The 17,305-nt window shown below is 53.1% G+C and carries 20 protein-coding genes; 14 read left to right on the top strand and 6 right to left on the bottom strand.

The window, feature by feature from the left end; translation table 11 throughout:
* Window positions 1–193 precede the first annotated feature (193 nt).
* Entirely contained in the window at window positions 194–430 is a 237-nt protein-coding gene (locus tag MTHE_RS01425; protein ID WP_011695477.1) for a hypothetical protein, read from the top strand.
* Window positions 431–536: 106 nt separating this feature from the next.
* Here the strand turns inward: MTHE_RS01425 and MTHE_RS01420 are convergent, their stop codons facing one another.
* From MTHE_RS01420 to MTHE_RS01410, 3 genes are all read right to left on the bottom strand, one after another.
* Window positions 537–1,496 carry an NAD-dependent epimerase/dehydratase family protein gene (locus MTHE_RS01420; RefSeq protein WP_011695476.1) on the bottom strand — a complete coding sequence of 320 codons (960 nt, stop codon included), beginning with the start codon at window positions 1,494–1,496 and terminating at the stop codon, window positions 537–539.
* Between the two features lie 120 nt (window positions 1,497–1,616).
* Window positions 1,617–2,201: a HemK2/MTQ2 family protein methyltransferase gene (locus MTHE_RS01415; RefSeq protein ID WP_217417063.1), complete on the bottom strand. Its 585-nt coding sequence runs from the start codon at window positions 2,199–2,201 to the stop codon at window positions 1,617–1,619.
* Window positions 2,202–2,238: 37 nt separating this feature from the next.
* Window positions 2,239–2,733 (bottom strand): M48 metallopeptidase family protein, encoded by a 495-nt coding sequence (locus MTHE_RS01410; RefSeq protein WP_011695474.1) that lies wholly within the window; start codon window positions 2,731–2,733, stop codon window positions 2,239–2,241.
* 127 nt (window positions 2,734–2,860) lie between these two features.
* On the opposite strand from MTHE_RS01410, the gene MTHE_RS01405 reads away from it, so the two are divergent.
* From MTHE_RS01405 to MTHE_RS01395, 3 genes are all read left to right on the top strand, one after another.
* Window positions 2,861–3,721 (top strand): hypothetical protein, encoded by an 861-nt coding sequence (locus MTHE_RS01405; RefSeq protein WP_011695473.1) that lies wholly within the window; start codon window positions 2,861–2,863, stop codon window positions 3,719–3,721.
* Between the two features lie 205 nt (window positions 3,722–3,926).
* Complete coding sequence (locus tag MTHE_RS01400; RefSeq protein ID WP_011695472.1) at window positions 3,927–5,036, top strand: inositol-3-phosphate synthase; 1,110 nt, start codon at window positions 3,927–3,929, stop codon at window positions 5,034–5,036.
* A 230-nt stretch (window positions 5,037–5,266) separates the two neighbouring features.
* A complete protein-coding gene (locus MTHE_RS01395; protein WP_175265674.1) occupies window positions 5,267–5,551 on the top strand; it encodes a DUF211 domain-containing protein in 285 nt (94 codons plus the stop codon).
* On the opposite strand, the gene MTHE_RS01390 is transcribed toward MTHE_RS01395, so the two are convergent.
* Window positions 5,548–5,829, bottom strand: coding sequence for a signal recognition particle protein Srp19 (locus tag MTHE_RS01390; RefSeq protein ID WP_175265673.1), 282 nt, complete (start codon window positions 5,827–5,829; stop codon window positions 5,548–5,550). The two genes, MTHE_RS01395 and MTHE_RS01390, sit on opposite strands and share 4 nt — an antisense overlap.
* Window positions 5,830–6,033: 204 nt before the next feature.
* Here MTHE_RS01390 and MTHE_RS01385 point away from each other — a divergent pair, with 204 nt between their 5' ends.
* From MTHE_RS01385 to MTHE_RS01360, 6 genes are all read left to right on the top strand, one after another.
* Complete coding sequence (locus MTHE_RS01385; protein WP_175265672.1) at window positions 6,034–6,234, top strand: hypothetical protein; 201 nt, start codon at window positions 6,034–6,036, stop codon at window positions 6,232–6,234.
* 152 nt (window positions 6,235–6,386) lie between these two features.
* Window positions 6,387–6,788 carry a hypothetical protein gene (locus tag MTHE_RS01380; protein WP_175265671.1) on the top strand — a complete coding sequence of 134 codons (402 nt, stop codon included), beginning with the start codon at window positions 6,387–6,389 and terminating at the stop codon, window positions 6,786–6,788.
* Between the two features lie 54 nt (window positions 6,789–6,842).
* Window positions 6,843–8,576 (top strand): glycine--tRNA ligase, encoded by a 1,734-nt coding sequence (gene glyS / locus MTHE_RS01375; RefSeq protein WP_011695467.1) that lies wholly within the window; start codon window positions 6,843–6,845, stop codon window positions 8,574–8,576.
* A complete protein-coding gene (locus MTHE_RS01370; protein ID WP_011695466.1) occupies window positions 8,573–9,205 on the top strand; it encodes a diacylglycerol/polyprenol kinase family protein in 633 nt (210 codons plus the stop codon). Before glyS ends, MTHE_RS01370 begins: the two co-directional genes overlap by 4 nt.
* A 308-nt stretch (window positions 9,206–9,513) precedes the next feature.
* Window positions 9,514–10,959, top strand: coding sequence for a pentapeptide repeat-containing protein (locus MTHE_RS01365; RefSeq protein WP_011695465.1), 1,446 nt, complete (start codon window positions 9,514–9,516; stop codon window positions 10,957–10,959).
* Between the two features lie 216 nt (window positions 10,960–11,175).
* Entirely contained in the window at window positions 11,176–11,580 is a 405-nt protein-coding gene (locus tag MTHE_RS01360) for a DUF1699 family protein (RefSeq protein WP_011695464.1), read from the top strand.
* Here the strand turns inward: MTHE_RS01360 and MTHE_RS01355 are convergent.
* Window positions 11,555–12,496 carry an NOG1 family protein gene (locus MTHE_RS01355; protein ID WP_232840871.1) on the bottom strand — a complete coding sequence of 314 codons (942 nt, stop codon included), beginning with the start codon at window positions 12,494–12,496 and terminating at the stop codon, window positions 11,555–11,557. The genes MTHE_RS01360 and MTHE_RS01355 overlap by 26 nt on opposite strands.
* 68 nt (window positions 12,497–12,564) lie before the next feature.
* Here MTHE_RS01355 and MTHE_RS01350 point away from each other — a divergent pair, with 68 nt between their 5' ends.
* Both MTHE_RS01350 and MTHE_RS01345 read left to right on the top strand, forming a co-directional pair.
* Entirely contained in the window at window positions 12,565–12,822 is a 258-nt protein-coding gene (locus MTHE_RS01350; protein WP_011695462.1) for an H/ACA ribonucleoprotein complex subunit GAR1, read from the top strand.
* Window positions 12,810–13,823 carry a transcription initiation factor IIB gene (locus MTHE_RS01345; RefSeq protein ID WP_011695461.1) on the top strand — a complete coding sequence of 338 codons (1,014 nt, stop codon included), beginning with the start codon at window positions 12,810–12,812 and terminating at the stop codon, window positions 13,821–13,823. The genes MTHE_RS01350 and MTHE_RS01345 overlap by 13 nt, the downstream gene beginning before the upstream one ends.
* Window positions 13,824–13,995: 172 nt before the next feature.
* Here the strand turns inward: MTHE_RS01345 and MTHE_RS01340 are convergent, their stop codons facing one another.
* On the bottom strand, window positions 13,996–14,823 hold the full coding sequence (locus tag MTHE_RS01340; protein WP_011695460.1) for a UDP-2,3-diacylglucosamine diphosphatase: 828 nt from the start codon (window positions 14,821–14,823) through the stop codon (window positions 13,996–13,998).
* A gap of 598 nt (window positions 14,824–15,421) precedes the next feature.
* Between MTHE_RS01340 and MTHE_RS01335 the strand changes: the two genes are divergently transcribed.
* Window positions 15,422–16,021, top strand: coding sequence for an acetate uptake transporter (locus MTHE_RS01335; RefSeq protein ID WP_011695459.1), 600 nt, complete (start codon window positions 15,422–15,424; stop codon window positions 16,019–16,021).
* Between the two features lie 220 nt (window positions 16,022–16,241).
* Window positions 16,242–17,213 carry a replication factor C small subunit gene (locus MTHE_RS01330; RefSeq protein ID WP_175265987.1) on the top strand — a complete coding sequence of 324 codons (972 nt, stop codon included), beginning with the start codon at window positions 16,242–16,244 and terminating at the stop codon, window positions 17,211–17,213.
* Window positions 17,214–17,305 lie beyond the last annotated feature (92 nt).

Raw genomic sequence — 17,305 nt, 5'->3', positions numbered from 1 at the left:
ATCATTTGGACATGTGACCTCCAGCACATGATACACATATGATCATAACTTTTTGTAAAGCACCAAGAGTCTGACTCGGCCCGGACTCTTCAAGTGATTCGAGCACTTTCTGAGAAAGAGATTGTCCAGGCAATGGCGCCGCACGGGACGAAAGTTTGATATTCAGCCGCGACCCATCACGCATGGTGGTCTGATGAAGTTCAAGGAGTGGACCCGGCCGATCAGGAAGTTTGATGACATATACTACACGATCGAGAGGATCGTATACGGAAGGGGCAAGCTGAGCGGTTTCACATCAGAGGACATATACAACAACCTCCACGACAAGCGCTTCTTCAGGGACGTGGCGGATCTTCACAATTATCTTCTGGCAAAAGGGAAGACCTACAGGATAAGGCCGAAGGATGGCGGCTGGGAGAGGATCTGGTAAATCCATTCAGTCTTCATTCAGTCGCCTGCCCTTGATGGCTGGCAGGCAATCACATCTGTTGATCACGCCTGTCTGGCGGCAGATGCCTCTGATGGTGGCCTCTGCCTCAGATCTCCTTGAGCAGCGATTCTGTGGCCCTGGCCACTGCCTCCCTCGAGCTCAGCCTTGGCCTCCAGCCCAGCGCTCTTATCGCATCCGTTGAGAGGCACATCAGCTTCACGTCTCCCTTCCAGCCCCTTCCATCGATCCCGCCTGTGAATCTGTACCTCACACCGTCCAGGCCCATCGTTTTGACAACTATATCCGCAATCTCCCTGACATCGATGGTGTCCTGAGAGCCTATGTTGTATATGTTCACCTGCTCGTCCGCGTGCTCGACACAGTGTATCATCGCATCCACGCAGTCTCTGACATCGAGGTAGGACTTCCGCTGCGCACCCGATCCGAGGATCTCGAGCTCGTTCGGGTTTGCCCTGAGCTTTCTTATGAAATCCACGATCACCCCGTGGTTCCCGCGCTCTCCCACTATGTTCGCGAAGCGGTATATCCAGGCCTGCATATCAAATGTGTGGCAGTAAGATGAGATCATCGCCTCGCATGCAAGCTTCGAGGCCCCGTAGAGCGATATCGGCTTCAGCGGGCCATAATCCTCTGGCGTCGGTATGATCTTCGCCTCTCCATAAACGGTCGAGGTGGATGTGAATGCGATTCTCCTGACTCTGGCCCGGCGCATCGCCTCGAGAAGGTTGTATGTGGTGAGGGCGTTCTGCTCGAGGTGGACCCTCGTATCGGTCTCCCCCACTGCTACAGATGGGTTGGCAGCCAGATGAAATACAATGTCCTTGTCCTTCACGGCATCATAGACCTCTAGCCTGTCGAGCAGATCAGCTTCTATGAGCCTGAAGCGCGGATTGGGTTCGTGCGCCCTGAGGTACTCCCGCTTCCCTGTGCTCAAATTATCTATGACTGTAACATCATTGTGCTTTATCAGCGCATCTACCAGATGAGATCCTATGAACCCTGCACCTCCGGTTACCAGAATCGACATGTCTCTGAGTATGGGCATGATCTGTGGGGTACATGGAAGATATGATATACCTTTTGGAGAGTTATGTTCGGTTAAGTTCAGGTGTTACCTGAGCCCCACCGCAGGAGACTATGTTCTTTGCTGACCCGAGGCAGATCGTCACTCTGCCCTTCTGAGCTTCAGGACATACAGCTCCTCGAAGAAGTACCTCTCCATGGCCACGATCTCTGTGTTGAATCCGGATCTTCGGGCCAGCTCCTGCACTTCATCGAGACCTGTGAGCGAGGAGATGAGCAGAAGTAACCTTCCTCGCGGGCTCATGATATTCTTCACGCCCTTTAGAAATCGTTCTATCACCTCTCTTCCATCCGCACCGCCGTCGAGCGCCGTTGACAGCCAGCGGTCGTCCTCAGGATTCAGATCCAGCCCATCCTCTGTGGGCAGGTACGGCGGGTTGAAGAGAATGAGGTCAAACTTCGAGTTTATCCCGTGAAAGAGATCAGCTCTCACAGCAGGTATGCCCAGAGATGCTGCCGCCCTGACAGCGTGGGGATTGATATCCGTGGCCAGTATGCTTCTGACCTTGCCAATAAGAGATGCAGATATCACCCCTGAGCCGCAGCCGATCTCTATGACGGAGTCGCCGGCACTGGCTTCAGAGATCGCAGCACGCATGAGGAGATACGTGTCCTCAGATGGGGGGTACACATCCACCATTCCGCATCCTCTCTCTTTTCTGTACATTTTCCCAAGTGATCTATCCGATCATCTGGATAAATATTCATTTTCGCATCGTATTTCTCCTGCACATATCCATCGCCATCAGGAATCCTCGAGCCCTCTCCGCCAGAGGATACCTGTTCACAAGCGACCAGAAGCGTGGCCCGTGGTTTGGCTCGATCATGTGCGCGAGCTCATGCACGATCACGTAATCTTCCACCCAGACAGGCATGCTCCTGAGCCGGGGGCTTATCCTTATCGTGCCATTGGATGGCGTGCAGGACCCATATCTCCTCTCCATTTTATCGGAATAAGAGATGCTTTTCCAGGAGATGACGCCTCCGAGGTACTTCATGTTGAGCCGCATTGCCCTCTGCTCCAGATAGCTGTCGTCTCTCGATTTCCTCATCTCCATCCTGCTCCTGAACCTGGCGATGTGCGCGTTGAGGTCTCCATCGGAGATATCCGCCGGGGCCAGGACCTCTATCTTATCTTCTCTCAACCTTATCTCGATGGTCTTCTTTCTGCGTTTTGAGCGCCTGATCTCAACATCCAATATCGATCACCCCGGTTTTGCGATTTGCAGCTGCGAACTCACATTCCCATGAGAACTCATCCTGGTATCCAACATTTCCGGCATTTGTGTGGCAGCTTCATATACCTAAAATGCTCTGCTAGGAGTTATGATCCACAGGGGCATAAGAACGAAAGGCGGCACGATGCCGCTCGAGACGCAGGAGAAGATTGATGCTCTTCTCGATGAGTTCGTCAGCTTCGTCAATGAGATCTCTGATTCAAGACATCTGCAGCGAGGGATAGCGCGATCGTCTCTGCCATGCAGCATTGTGGTCATTCTGGACCGCAGCAAGCTTCTCGTCATCGCGCAGTTCAGGCCGAGCAACCTCTCATCGATGTATATCTCGGCAGAGCACCTCGAGCTTGCCGCAGACCAGGCGCTTTCCAAGGCCAGCTGGGAGTTCGGCTTCGAGGATCCATTTCTCCTCCAGTTCCCTGCGGATCTGCTTGATACGCCAGCTGCGGACCGCGCAGATGCCCTCAGAAAGATGGCAGAAGATCATGTTGATTCCGAGTTTCTCCGATTCATGGGCATGCTGAGCATGCTCAGATTGAGGCCTGCCTTCGGGCCTGCGCCATATGTGCTGGAGAACAGCTGCGCGGTCCTCTCTCCGAAGGGAGGACAGGATGTATACGATGTGATCTCGGCAACACTCGAAAATCTCAGAGTCGAGCCGATCATGCTCAGAAACATAACAAGAACGGAGCTCTCTCTCAGGCAGGCATGGCGTGTGATATGCAGTTCGAGACTGGTCATCGCAGACCTCACAGAGAGAGATGCGGATGTCATGTACGGCCTGGGGATGGCGCACGCTGTTGGAAAACCCGCTCTGATAATCCATGTGGAGGGTGAGGGTGTGGCGTTTCCTGGGCGTAAGCTCCCCTACAGCCCATCTGATATGCAATCCATGAGGGCGAATCTCGAGAGGGCGCTGAACGATCTTCTGGGGCCGATCCTCAACCTATAAAAGGATCTCTGATACAAGCTAGGACGTGTCCGAATAAGGATTGGGTTTCTGACATGCAGAAGGCGGGAAGGTCCGGATTTCCGGCCTCATCTCTTATTTGGACAGGTTCACAAGCTACACCATATAGTGTTATATATGTCTACCTAAATAGCGTGAACCGGTCTCAGAGTTCCAGCTTCCAGGGATTCCAGGAGGGGAATAGGTATTGAAAAAGATTAGATTGGCAGTAGCAGGGGTGGGCAACTGCGCGAGCTCTCTGATCCAGGGCATTGAGTATTACAAAGACAGAAGCGCAGAGGATTGCGTGGGTCTCATGCACTACGACATCTGTGGTTACAGACCAGGCGACATAGATGTCGTGGCGGCTTTTGATATCGATGCCAGAAAGGTGGGGCATGATATCAGCGAGGCCATATTTGCAAAACCGAACTGCACCAAAATATTCTATCCACATGTTCCATACAAGGGTGTAGAGGTCAGGATGGGTCCGGTGCTCGATGGCGTGGCACCGCACATGGTGGATTATCCGGAGGAGAGCACGTTCGTTGTTGCTGATCAGCCGCCATGTGATGTCCGAAAGGAGCTCGAAGACAGCGGCGCCGAGATACTGATAAACTACATGCCAGTGGGATCGGAGAGAGCGACGAGGTTCTATGCGCAGGCTGCCCTGGATGCTGGCGTGGCCTTCATCAACTGCATGCCCGTCTTCATAGCATCCGACAGGGAATGGGCGACGAAGTTTCAGGAGAGGGGCATTCCTGTGGTCGGAGATGACATAAAATCGCAGATAGGCGCCACAATAGTCCACAGGACGCTGGCGAAGCTCTTCATGGACCGCGGTTGTCGTCTCGACAGGACCTACCAGCTCAACGTCGGAGGAAACACAGACTTTTTGAACATGCTCAGCAGGGATCGGCTTAGATCAAAGAAGATATCAAAGACGGAGGCAGTTCAGTCTGTTCTGGATGCACCTCTTGACCCGGAGAACATACACATAGGTCCATGTGATTACATACCATGGCAGAAGGACAACAAGGTCTGCTTCCTGAGGATGGAGGGGAGGATCTTCGGGGACGTCCCCATTAACCTTGAGCTCAGGCTGTCTGTCGAGGACTCGCCCAACAGCGCAGGCTGCACAATCGATGCGATAAGGGTGTGCAAGCTTGCGATCGAGAGAGGCATCGGTGGGCCCCTTCTGGAGATCTCATCGTACACGATGAAGCACCCCCCTGTTCAGTACCCGGACGAGGTGGCGAAGGAGCTCGTCGAGCGGTTCATAGCAGAATCGAAGAACGTGATCGAAGCAAAAGTTTAGCATTTCATGCTGTGCGCTTCTCCGTCCTGGAACATGTACAAGAGCACGACTGTACTGAACATGATTTGAGCAAGGTCTTTAAAGCCCCCTCCTGATATAAATTTTGTAGATATTGGCATGCAACAACACGCTGCTATTGAACAGGAGGTTTATGGGAGCGATCATACGATTACAAATCTGAGTGTGCAACGTTTTTAATGTATCTGATTCATTACTGTCTAGGAGGTAACATGATAAGACGCATAGTTCTCGATGTGCTGAAGCCGCACAAGCCCACGATCATAGAGCTTGCGAACGTGCTCAGCGATCTCAAGGGAGTGAAGGGGGTCAACATGAGCCTCTTCGAGGTCGACAGGCAGACAGAGACTGTGAAGGTCACCATAGAGGGGGACAACATAGACTACCACGCGGTGGAGAGGCTCATCCAGGAGTTCGGCGGCGCAGTTCACAGTATAGATCAGGTTGTCGCTGGCAGGGAGATGGTGGAGGAGATCGATACCTGCCAGGAGCCCTAGGATCTTCTCTTCTTCAGCGCCCTCGCTATGCTCCTCAGAGTCTTAGTTTTGCTGCCCTTCTTCAGGACGAGCACCCTCCCGGGTTGCTCGTACCAGTTCTTTGGATAGCACTTCTCCGTCTCCACCACAGGGTCCAGGCCTAGATCCTTGGAGGCGCGGATTATATCCTCCAGCTTCGGGTTGCGCACTGCATTGGCTGTGGCGACCCTTCTGCCCTGACCCCGGCTCCGTTCCAGATCGAAGTATGCCGGCCATATTACGAGCCGATCTTCAGGCATGTGAATCTCTCTCTTCAGTATCCACTTAAGCTTTTGGGAGGTCCACTCATCGCTATCCATTGCGATGACTCTTCCAATGCCTCTTGGTTACAGGATGCGATCTCTAAAGGATGTCTGGCTCTTTTGTTGTGGGATCGACGGAGATCGCGGTCATTCACGTGTAGTGACATGCATCTTTATAGTGGTAGCTGTATACATCATGCCATGGAGATGTGGAAGATCCTGCTGATATGTCTCCTGATGCTGCCTGTGTTCTTTGTCCTGAACTACCTGGTGGTTGTTTACATGGCCAGAAGCAGGAGAGAGAGGGAGATGCGAGTCGAGAGGTTCGTCGGGGATTCTGTAGGCAGCGACTACAGAGCACGCAGGTTCGTCACGAGAAGGTACAGGCCGAGGAGGAGATGAGCGCGGACAGCGGACTCGTAACAGAACGTACTGAAGATTGGCGTTCACTGGCGTATTCGTTGCATGAATAGGGGGATAGATGCTCTCAATGGCGAGACCAAGACGCTGCATAACCGCAGGATATTTGGATGCATATAATGGATGTTCGAATCATGACCACCATCAAGAACGCGCCGAGGACTGCGACCACGATCAAGGTGAGATCGAAGCCGGAGTACATGATAAGCAGATCCAGGGATCCGTATCACGAGCTGATGCTGCGTTTATTCAAGGATGAGACGACCGCGATGAGGGGCAGAAGGTTTCTGGGTATCGTCGAGGATAGGATGCGGGAGGGGAATCCGCTGAAAACAAACGAGTGGGAGAGCTTGATCAGGGAGCTGGGCATAAGCAGGTCTGCATTCTATGCCATGAGGAACAAGCTTCTGGGTGCGGGTCTGATATCTATAAGAGGGGGCGAGTACAGGCTCTCAGGAGCTTTCAGCAAGGATCTCGTGGACATGGCGAGATGGTGGTGGACCGCTGTTCTCGGAAACAGCCTGGAGAACCTCTAGCCCAGGATAAAGGTTAAATTATCACGTGCGCTCCTACCATCGGAGGATTTTGGTATGGACAGGTACGAGCAGGTGACCGAGCTGGCGAGAAGACGTGGCTTCATGTGGCCGTCCTTCGAGCTCTACGGTGGTGCAGCAGGCTTCTACGACTACGGTCCTCTCGGAGCCAGGCTGAAGAGGAGGATAGAGGACATCTGGAGGAGGTTCTTCGTCATAGGAGAGGGGTTTGCGGAGATCGAGTGCCCGACAATAGGCATTGAGGAGGTCTTCAGGGCATCAGGCCATCTTAGCGGCTTCTCCGATCCGCTCACGGAGTGCAAGGAGTGCAAGGAGATATACAGAGCGGATCATCTCATAAAGCACATTGTGGAGGTTCCCGACGCGCTCTCAGCTGAAGAGATATACAGGATGATTAAGGAGAACGATATCACCTGCCCGGAGTGCGGTGGGGAGCTCTCTGAGGTGTACGAGTTCAACCTGATGTTCAGGACTGCGATCGGCCCCGGCAACAGACATCCTGGATACCTCAGGCCTGAGACAGCGCAGGGCATGTTCATAAACTTCCAGAGGCTTCTCAGATACTACCGCGATTCTCTGCCGTTCGGCGCGGTCCAGATCGGAAGGTCCTACAGGAATGAGATATCCCCCAGGCAGGGGGTGATAAGGCTAAGAGAGTTCAGCCAGGCAGAGGCAGAGGTCTTCATAGATCCAAGGAATAAGCAGCATCCGCGATTTTCAGAGGTGAAGGATCTCCGGCTGAGACTTTACTCCAGGGAGGCACAGGAGCGGGGCCAGGTCGAGGAGATGAGCGTTGGAGAGGCAGTGGAACGCGGCATCATAGCACACGAGATCCTGGCGTACTTCGTCGCAAGGACATATGAGTATCTGCTGGCTGTAGGTGTTGACAGGGAGCGCCTTCGGTTCAGGCAGCACAAGGCGGATGAGATGGCTCATTACGCAGCTGACTGCTGGGATGCGGAGGTTCTGCTCGACCGTCTCGGCTGGATAGAGATCGTTGGCATAGCAGACCGCACCGACTACGATCTCAGGTCGCATATGGCGCTGAGCAAGGCGAACCTGAGCGTCTTCGTCCATTACCCTGAGCCAGTGAGGCGCAAAAGGGTTGCTGTAAAGCCTGATATGAAGGTGCTGGGGCCCAGGTTCAAGGGCAGAGCGAAGGCGATAGCAGATGCTCTACAGGCTATGAGCGTTGCAGATCTCAAAGGCGATACGATAAAGATCACAGTCGACGGCGAGACGTACGAGATCGAGAGGCGTCTTGTATCTGTGGAGGAGATCGAGGAGGAGATACGCGGCGAGTATGTGGTGCCTCATGTCATCGAGCCCTCATTTGGTATAGACAGAATCCTGTACACAGTACTTGAGCATTCCTACCACGAAGAGCCTGTCGAGGATGAGATGAGGGTGGTCCTGAGGTTCCTGCCAGGCATATCTCCTATAGATGTGGCAATTCTCCCACTCATGGACAAGGATGAGCTGGTCGAGCCCGCCAGGAGGATCTTCGATGAGTTCAGAAGATGCGGAATGCTTGCGGAGTTCGACACATCCGGATCCATCGGTCGGAGGTACAGGCGGAATGATGAGATCGGGACTCCGTACTGCATCACTGTGGATTACCAAACGCTCGAGGACGGAACGGTCACTGTGCGGGACAGGGACACGATGCAGCAGATCAGGATTGAAGCTGATAGAGCGGTTGATATCATTAGGGATCTCATGTCCGGCGCGCTCTGCTTCTCCGAAGCCGGTATGCCTGTAAAATCATGATGGCCGCCGAGAACTGGCGCTCCTCTCTGATCAAGGAGATCAGAAGGAAGTCCATACATCTCACCGGCCTGTCCGTGCCAATCATCCTCCTCAAGGCCGGCTGGTACGTAACGGTTGGATTCGTCGCCACAGCTCTGCTTGTTGCAGTCGTTCTGGAAGCGCTCAGGCTCAGAGGTATGATACACCTTCCTGAGGTCAGGCAGAGCGAGCAGGGGCGTGTGGCAGGATATTTCTTCTACATCTCAGGATGTCTTTTAGCGGTGATTCTTTTCAGCGAGATGGTTGCAGCTCTCGCCATACTCATGCTCTGCATAGGCGATGCAGCCAGTGGCATCGTCGGATCTGTGGTTGTGGGATCAAACGTGCGCGATATAGATAACACACAGCTCAATAGCACACGAAAGAGAAAGCCGCGGGTTGTTGCAGCTGCCATGCTCTCTGTATGCGTGCTTCTCGGCTTCCTCACTTCCGGCTTCACGCACCTTCCACCACATGTATACCTGGCAGGTGCTGCAGGTGCGACTCTTGCGGACTCGGTGCCGCTTTTCATAAAAGGGAGATCAGTGGACGACAACTTCGCGATACCGCTGGTATCTGGCGCATTGATGACTGCAGCATCGGTGATCTGAGGGGACATGTCCGATGCGTAAACACATCTTCGTGTGCGTCCTTTGTTACACAGCACGACGCAAGTGAAGGAACTGCGACGTCCGCTGCACAGGATCTGTCCGAATAAGAGCTGTGGCCAGGAACCTGGACATTCCTGCATTCTGCATGTCAGAAATACCTAATCCATATCTGGCAGGTCCAATAAGCGAAGAGTAATTTTGATAAATAAGAGCTGTAAGGCGCATACTTTTGGCTCCCGCCTCTTATTCGGACATGTTCTCTGCACATTCCGGCAGATTTAGATAGGTAGCCGGTCTCTCTACAAAAGATGATCTGCCGGCTCAGGAGTTCGTTTCTTCTGCTTCTGCTGATCAGCATAACATCAGACTCCTCTGCGGTTACAATCAGTGCTGATGAGATTATGCAGAAGGTGGTATCGGGAGAGCCTGTCATTCTCGATGGAGTCTCCATCTCGGGATCCCTTAACCTCTCCCGAATAGAGCCGCAGATCGTGAGAAGGGCGTTTGTAATAACGAACTCTGAGATGGGCGATGTAGACCTCAGCGGACTGGTGTTTGAGGATGCTGTGGACCTCACCAGCACAAAGTTCGATGGTATGAATTTCGCATCTGCTGTCTTCTCTGATGGCGCGTTCTTCGATCGGATCGTGGTCTCCGGCGATGCAAGCTTCGAGGGCGCTCACTTTAAGCAAGATGTGAGCTTCTCCGGATCCAGGTTCTTGGGAGATGCTGAGATGAACTTCACAGCCTTTGACGGCTATGGGTACTTTGCTGACAGCGCATTTCTTGGCGACCTGCACATTTCAAGCTCCTCCTTCCAGGGGTTTGCAGATTTTTATGGGGTATGCATCTCCGGAGATTTCATCTGCCTGAACACGAAGTTCGGAGACGGGGCTGGCTTCATGAGCACGGAGTTCGACGGAGACGCGAACTTCGGCATGTCGAGCTTCGCAGGATACACATCTTTTGATGGCTCTGTATTCAGGGGTGATGCGAACTTCGCGCTTGCAAGGTTTGATAAGGCCGTTTACTTTGGTGACATTCGATTCGAGGGCGATGCGATCTTCGGGTTGACAGAGTTCGAGGGCCTCGCAAACTTCGCAGGCACATATTTCGCAGAGGATCTCAACCTAAACAGCGCGCGGATCGATGCGTTTGTTCTGGACAACACAACATTCGGGCGTGCATCGGGGATAAACCTGAAGGGCGCTGAGTTCAGGAGGCTCACAGCGCCTTGGCCCCACATAAGGGATCACATCCTCTACGATGGTGCAACATATCTTGCCCTGGTCAAGAACTACCAGGAGCTGGAGTGGTTTGAGGATGCAGATGACTGCTACTATGATTACAGGAGGGAGGCGCAGCTAAGAAAGCCTCTCGGCTGGGGAAAGATCATCGACTATCTGGCATGGATAACATGCGGCTACGGCGTAAGGCCGAGCTATCCGTTCGTCTGGTCGATCGTGCTGATACCATTGTTTGGATTGATCTTCTATCTCGGGAAGGGGATCCACAGGCAGTCTGCAGCTCCGAACGAAAATCCAGAGCGCCTTAAGGAGGATTTCCCAGCCGAAGAGATCCCCGCATCACTCCACGAGAGCATGTACTTCAGTGCGCTCATATATCTGTATGCAGGTCCGGTTGAGTTCAGGCCATCTGGCATCTACAGGTACCTTGTGATCCTGGAGGGAATCCTCGGGTGGCTATTCCTATCACTCTTTCTGGTATGCCTCGGGAGGGTGATGATCAGGTAATCTCCTCCGAATAGCCATGCGGGCGGGGATTCTGGATCAAGTCGCAAAACCACAAGCAGCGTTCTGATCTTCTGCTCACAGGACCATGTAACCCGCCTGGTGCGGTTACGGGGAGAATCCTTTCTTATTGCTCGATGTGAGCAATATTGCTTTGATCACCAAATTTATATCCAGGAATGGCTCATTGCATATCAAATGCAACCCGGGTGAGCCATGTTGAGGATAAGAGTAGTAAGCACCAAGAGCGAGATAGAACGGCTTAACAGGGATGAGATGTTCGTGCATCTCGCATTCAGGGCATCGAATGCAGACATCTTCAGACTTCTCCAGAGATGCCCTCAGCTCAAGGCGATACAGGTGCCTGCATCTTACTATCGAACACTATCACAGGCAGGCAAGATGTTTCTGCAGATCCACGGCGTCACCCTGATAGAGGGGGATGTATGGGGTCACAGAAAGGATCTGAGCGAGTATCTGATAATAGAGGAGCAGGACCTGCGGAGGATATCAGAGCTCCTCAGCTCCGGTATGAGCCCGGAGGATATCGCAGAGAGCCTTTGTGATGATATGAAGGTCTCACCCGGACTGGTGAGGTTTATAGGCGAGACTCGGCGCTCATAATAGATAGACAGATCTCGAGCGTCTCCTGCACGCCATCTCCGGTGAGCGTAGATATCCTGATGCCATCCCGGGGATGGTCAGATGGTATATCAGATTTGTTGTACGCCACGACGACAGGCAGCTCCAGCCAGCTCTTTATTTCCTCCAGCAGCCTATGCTGCGCATCAAGCGGGTAGCCGCAGTGGCCTGTTGGATCTATGAGGAACAGCACGACGCCCCTGAGGTGCCGCATGGCAGCGATCGCCTGCCTCTCGATCTCGTTCCTCTCGGAGAGCGGCCTGTCGAGAAGGCCTGGTGTGTCTAATATCTGGTACCTCTTATCCTTCATGGTGATGTGACCCACGATCAGGCCCTGTGTCGTGAATGGATAGCTTGCGATCTCCGGCCTGGCCCTGGTGACCATGGCGAGAAAGCTGGACTTCCCGACATTTGGATATCCTGCGATTATGATTGTGGGGAGGGAGGGATCGATGCCTGGGATCTCTCTGAGACGCGCGGACGCCTCGTTCAGAAATGCGAGATCTTCATCGATTGATTTGACAACGGATGCCATTCTCCCGAGAGCAGATCTCCTCTCACCAGCACCTCTGGGGCTCCGCATGTATTCTCTTGATATCCTGCGTATCTGCTTTGCGGCCCATCCCACCCTGGAGAGTGATATGCGGAGCTGATCAACACCAACAACTGCGTCCACCAGATCGTAGTAGAACTCAGGCAGTTTCTCGAATGTTGGAAACCTCCTGACGATCGATGACAGAGCGGTGGCAAGGACTCCGCCAGCTGTGCCGACAAATGCCGCATCATCCCCCGCGGCTTTAACCGCCTTAGAACCACGCCTGAAGGCCCTCTCGAGGAGCTCCTGTGCATCCGGAACCGTAGATAATCTTTCGAACATTCCTGGTGCCAGGAGATTCACCTAATAAGATAAATGGTTTTCGAAAGCTTTATATACTAGTGGTGCCTTACTTTTGTTGAGGTGGATTATTGAAAAGGCTGGGAACAGCACTCCATGTAGTTCAGAATAAACTTATTGTTCGCAGGGATGCAGCAGATCCTCCAAGGATAGGATCTGTGGTTGTTGATCGAAAGAGCACAAAGGTTGGTAAGGTCTCGGATATATTCGGTCCTCTGGAGAGGCCGTATGTTATCGTCAGACCCGCCAGAGGAGTCGATGCGACAGTTCACGTCGGAAGCATGCTCTATGTGAAATCTCCCAGGAGAGATGATAAGTGGAAGAGATAGAGAGAATTAGAGAGATAGAGCGCACAGAGCAGGAGAAGATAAAAGAGCGCATCAAGCTCCAGCGCGAGAAGGAGAAGGAAGAGGAGCTTGATAAGTATACTGTAGAATGTCCCGAGTGTGGAAGTCGTGCTCTGGTCAGGGACTATGAGAGAGCGGAGCTTGTATGCTCTGAGTGTGGCCTGGTCATAGACGAGAACTTCATCGATCAGGGTCCTGAGTGGAGGGCCTTCGATCACGATCAGAGGATGAAGAGATCGAGGGTTGGTGCCCCGATGACATACACAATACATGACAAGGGCCTATCCACGATGATCGACTGGAGAAACAGGGACTCATACGGTAAGACGATATCATCTAAGAACCGTGCGCAGCTCTACCGCCTGAGGAAGTGGCAGAGGCGCATAAGGGTGAGCAACGCAACAGAGCGCAATCTTGCGTTCGCACTGTCAGAGCTGGATCGGATGGCATCCGCTCTTGGCCTCTCCAGAAACGTGAGAGAGACCGCAGCTGTTATCTACAGGAGAGCTGTCGAGAAGAATCTGATCCGCGGCAGGAGCATAGAGGGCGTCGCGGCTGCTGCGCTTTATGCTGCGTGCAGGCAGTGCAACGTGCCCAGAACGCTCGATGAGATCGCCGAGGTCTCCAGGGTGAGCAGGAAGGAGATCGGAAGGACATATAGGTTCGTATCGCGCGAGCTCTCGCTCAAGCTCATGCCGACAAGCCCAATAGACTACATACCCAGATTCTGCTCCGGGCTCAACCTCAAGGGCGATGTCCAGGCGAAGGGCATAGAGATACTGAGGCAGGCCGCAGAGAAGGAGCTCACCTCAGGACGCGGCCCGACCGGCGTTGCGGCTGCAGCCATATACATAGCCTCGATCCTGTGCAACGACAGGCGTACCCAGAGGGAGGTGGCTGACGTCGCCGGCGTGACAGAGGTCACCATAAGGAACAGGTACAAGGAGCTTGCAGAGGAGCTGAACATAGAGATCATCCTCTGAGGGGTAGCGGAGATCCCGGCCCCCAGGTCGGGTATGCGTACCCCACCAATACAAGCATGTATGTGCAGTGAATGGGTCTTTTGGTATTTCAAATAGCGAAGATCTGACTCTTGATCACCAAATATCAATCTCAGTCTGTTGAGAGCGAATCACGCAGAAAGTTAATTGAAAGCTAGAACTTTCTGAGCGCGACGCGCCCGTCATCGATCTCGATGAAGCTGTAATGATCGCATGGTTCTTTATTCCACGAGCCTGTGTTCGCAATTCGTTCCTCCGGATTGCAAAATGGGCGGTGGGTATGTCCGGATATCAGGAACTCATCAGGCTCCATTCCGAGATAGACGACCCGCGCCATTGATGATGCAAGCTGCTCTGCCATTGCTCTCGTATTATGGGGGCCAGTCATTCTGATCCCCTGTGACTGCATCATAGAGTCAATAGCGCCTTTCAAATCAGAGGGCAGACGCTTGATGCCATCAAGCGCCGACTTGGCCACATTGAAGGTATCCCACAGCTTGTCAGCAGCATTACCTGTATCGTCGCCAGCTATGCAGAGCCCCTCCGAGAATGTCTCGTAGGCACTCACGGACTTGCAGTAAGGGTTCGCCAGCACCTCCAGCTGGTAGCCGTGTATGAAGAACAGCTTGGTCATACCATCCTCGAGCCGGAGGGGCTTTGTCACTTCGAATGGAAAGCGATTGTTCGCCAGCTCCCACATTCTGAGCATATGGAAGTCGTGGTTTCCTGCAATGTAGTGGACTGTGGCCTTTCTGCTGATCTCTATAAGCCTTGAGAGTGCCGGCTCGCTTTCAATAAGCGCCCTCACAAAATCTCTTCTCCACAGATCGACGATGTCCCCCAAAAGGACAAGGTGCCCACCGCTGCTGAGCTGGTCTGATGCTGTGCAGTCCAAAAACTCCAAAAATCTGGCATCGTCTGCCTTCACCTGGCGGTCACTGGGCCGCTCGGCCATGTGTACATCGGAGACTGCGATTATCATAGATGATAATTTGCACACTGCTTATTAAACTTGGTCATGTCTGTTAGTTACCGCGGAACCTGTCCCGAGATGTCAGATGATGCATCACTTGAGTACTGCGCTTCAGCACCACCGATCCGCGCAATCGAGCTCCGGGTCAGATTTTCGAAGCAATTTGAGACAACCAAGGTGATACTGAGTGGAATATACACTTTTTGTTCATTGCTAACACAGGGGGGCGCGAGATAATCTGGGGCGAACTACCCGGTTTGTATGCTCGTGGCACTAAATGATTATGCTGGAATCGAGAGCTATGGCTGGGTACTCCATGAATCCGGACCGGCTTGAGCGCCCGGATTTCGATGAATCAAGTACACGACCAACTGCCCATTTACGTACCAGATCGGAGCACTCGTCCAGCAGCTCGAGTCAGCGTTGGATGTCGCGATGTTCGCCTCTGAAATAGATTATTTGAAATAATTTATCATTCTAATTGGCCAATTTCGTATTTAAACATGTCATGAAATAAACAAACCGCATTATTTTTAATTTATATCTTTAGGGTAACAAATTAATATTATGATTCCACCAAGATCACAAATGAAGGAGGGATTTATACTTGGCGACAAATAAGGCGCTGGACTCCACCATCAAGGTGCTCGACACCACTGCGAATCCGGCCCCCCTCGGACTCATGGGCTTCGGCATGACCACAGTGCTCCTGAATCTGCACAACGCGGGTTACTTCGAGCTTGGCTCGATGATACTGGCAATGGGCATCTTCTATGGAGGCATCGCACAGATAATAGCCGGAATCATGGAGTGGAAGAAAGGGAACACCTTCGGAACCACAGCGTTCACCTCTTACGGCCTCTTCTGGCTCACGCTGGTCGGTCTTATAATGATACCTGGCATGAATCTCGGAGAGAAGACATCTCTTCCCGCGATGACAGCATACCTCTTCATGTGGGGATTGTTCACTGCAGTCATGTTCTTCGGGACGCTGAGAGCGAACAGGGCACTGCAGTTCGTCTTCCTATCGCTGGCGATTCTGTTCTTCCTCCTCGCGGCCAGAGATGCAACAGGCAGCGCTGCAATAGGGACGCTGGCTGGCTATGAGGGAATCATCTGCGGCCTCTCCGCGATATACACAGCCCTTGCCCAGGTTCTGAACGAGGCGCACGGAAGGGTCATACTCCCACTCGGACAGGTGAAATGATCACACTGTCCACATTTTTCTCTGCACCCCGAATCGTACAGCGATTGACGTAACATCCGATTACTGAGGCATTCGGCTGTTGACCCGGCCGCTGGGGGCAGTCGGGATCAGCGCGCACAGGCATAACACCTCATGAATCCAGCTGCCTCGCATGCCGCACGCACACAGTGAGGGAATCTTGATATATCGATCTGCGGAATGAGTTCTTGGAGGGGTTCCGATCAAAGAGGAGATCTGGATTGAGAAGTACAGGCCCACGAGCCTGGATGAGATTGTGGGCCAGCCGGAGATAGTCAGGCGCCTCAAGTCGTACGTGGCCACGAGAAACCTGCCCCATCTCCTCTTCTCAGGGCCGCCGGGTGTCGGGAAGACAGCGGCTGCGATCAGCATAGTGCGCGAGATATTCGGCGAGGGATGGAGGGATAACTTCATCGAGCTAAATGCATCCGACGAGCGCGGCATAGATGTCGTCCGCACGAAGGTCAAGGACTTCGCCCGGATGGCGCCTCTGGGAGGGGCTGAGTTCAAGGTGATATTTCTGGATGAGGCGGACGCACTGACAAGCGATGCACAGTCCGCTCTCAGGAGAACCATGGAGAGATACAGCGCGACATGCAGATTCATCCTCTCCTGCAACTACTCCTCGAAGATCATAGAGCCGATACAGTCGAGGTGCGCTGTATACCGCTTCAGGGCTCTTACCCCTGATGCCATCGAGAAGAGAATAAGGTATATCGCGGAGCAGGAGGGTGTGGAGGTAACGGAAGACGGCATCGAGGCCATAAACTATGTGGCGAGGGGGGATATGCGGAAGGCGATAAACGCGCTCCAGGCCGCGGCCCTGATAAGCGATAAGGTGGACATGAACACTATCTATCAGATAACATCGATGGCGAGGCCTGAGCAGATCAGGAATCTGATAAAAATGGCGATATCCGGGGATTTTGCGGGCGCGAGAAACGAGCTCGACGATCTTCTCCTTGTACAGGGGCTCTCAGGCCAGGATGTGGTGGTCCAGATCCACCGTGAGATGCTCGATCTGGATGTGCCTGATGCAGATAAGGTCAGGATGATCAACCGGATTGGAGAGATCGACTTCAGGATAACAGAGGGGGCGAACGAGAGGATACAGCTTGAGGCGCTGATAGCCTACATGGCCCTCACAGGGCTGTCAAAGTCGACTGCCACGTGATATCCGCAGGAGGATCCAAACAGACGTTCGCGCTCTTGAATGTATATATAGCAGGAACCTCTATAGGGATGGAAACCTGCACAGATCTGAGC

The sequence above is a fragment of the Methanothrix thermoacetophila PT genome, assembly GCF_000014945.1.
Classification (GTDB): domain Archaea; phylum Halobacteriota; class Methanosarcinia; order Methanotrichales; family Methanotrichaceae; genus Methanothrix_B; species Methanothrix_B thermoacetophila.
The sequence above is the reverse complement of the archived record's forward strand: the minus strand, read 5'-3'. Positions and strand labels throughout refer to the sequence as shown.

What these genes read in the sequence shown, in the direction of transcription:
- MTHE_RS01425 (WP_011695477.1), top strand. Translation starts at nt 194, where the DNA reads ATGAAGTTCAAGGAGTGGACCCGGCCGATCAGGAAGTTTGATGACATA.
- glyS (WP_011695467.1), top strand. Translation starts at nt 6,843, where the DNA reads ATGGACAGGTACGAGCAGGTGACCGAGCTGGCGAGAAGACGTGGCTTC.
- MTHE_RS01370 (WP_011695466.1), top strand. Translation starts at nt 8,573, where the DNA reads ATGATGGCCGCCGAGAACTGGCGCTCCTCTCTGATCAAGGAGATCAGA.
- MTHE_RS01405 (WP_011695473.1), top strand. Translation starts at nt 2,861, where the DNA reads ATGATCCACAGGGGCATAAGAACGAAAGGCGGCACGATGCCGCTCGAG.
- MTHE_RS01385 (WP_175265672.1), top strand. Translation starts at nt 6,034, where the DNA reads ATGGAGATGTGGAAGATCCTGCTGATATGTCTCCTGATGCTGCCTGTG.
- MTHE_RS01380 (WP_175265671.1), top strand. Translation starts at nt 6,387, where the DNA reads ATGACCACCATCAAGAACGCGCCGAGGACTGCGACCACGATCAAGGTG.
- MTHE_RS01420 (WP_011695476.1), bottom strand. Translation starts at nt 1,496, where the DNA reads ATGCCCATACTCAGAGACATGTCGATTCTGGTAACCGGAGGTGCAGGG.
- MTHE_RS01415 (WP_217417063.1), bottom strand. Translation starts at nt 2,201, where the DNA reads ATGTACAGAAAAGAGAGAGGATGCGGAATGGTGGATGTGTACCCCCCA.
- MTHE_RS01395 (WP_175265674.1), top strand. Translation starts at nt 5,267, where the DNA reads ATGATAAGACGCATAGTTCTCGATGTGCTGAAGCCGCACAAGCCCACG.
- MTHE_RS01340 (WP_011695460.1), bottom strand. Translation starts at nt 14,823, where the DNA reads ATGATAATCGCAGTCTCCGATGTACACATGGCCGAGCGGCCCAGTGAC.
- MTHE_RS01365 (WP_011695465.1), top strand. Translation starts at nt 9,514, where the DNA reads ATGATCTGCCGGCTCAGGAGTTCGTTTCTTCTGCTTCTGCTGATCAGC.
- MTHE_RS01390 (WP_175265673.1), bottom strand. Translation starts at nt 5,829, where the DNA reads ATGCCTGAAGATCGGCTCGTAATATGGCCGGCATACTTCGATCTGGAA.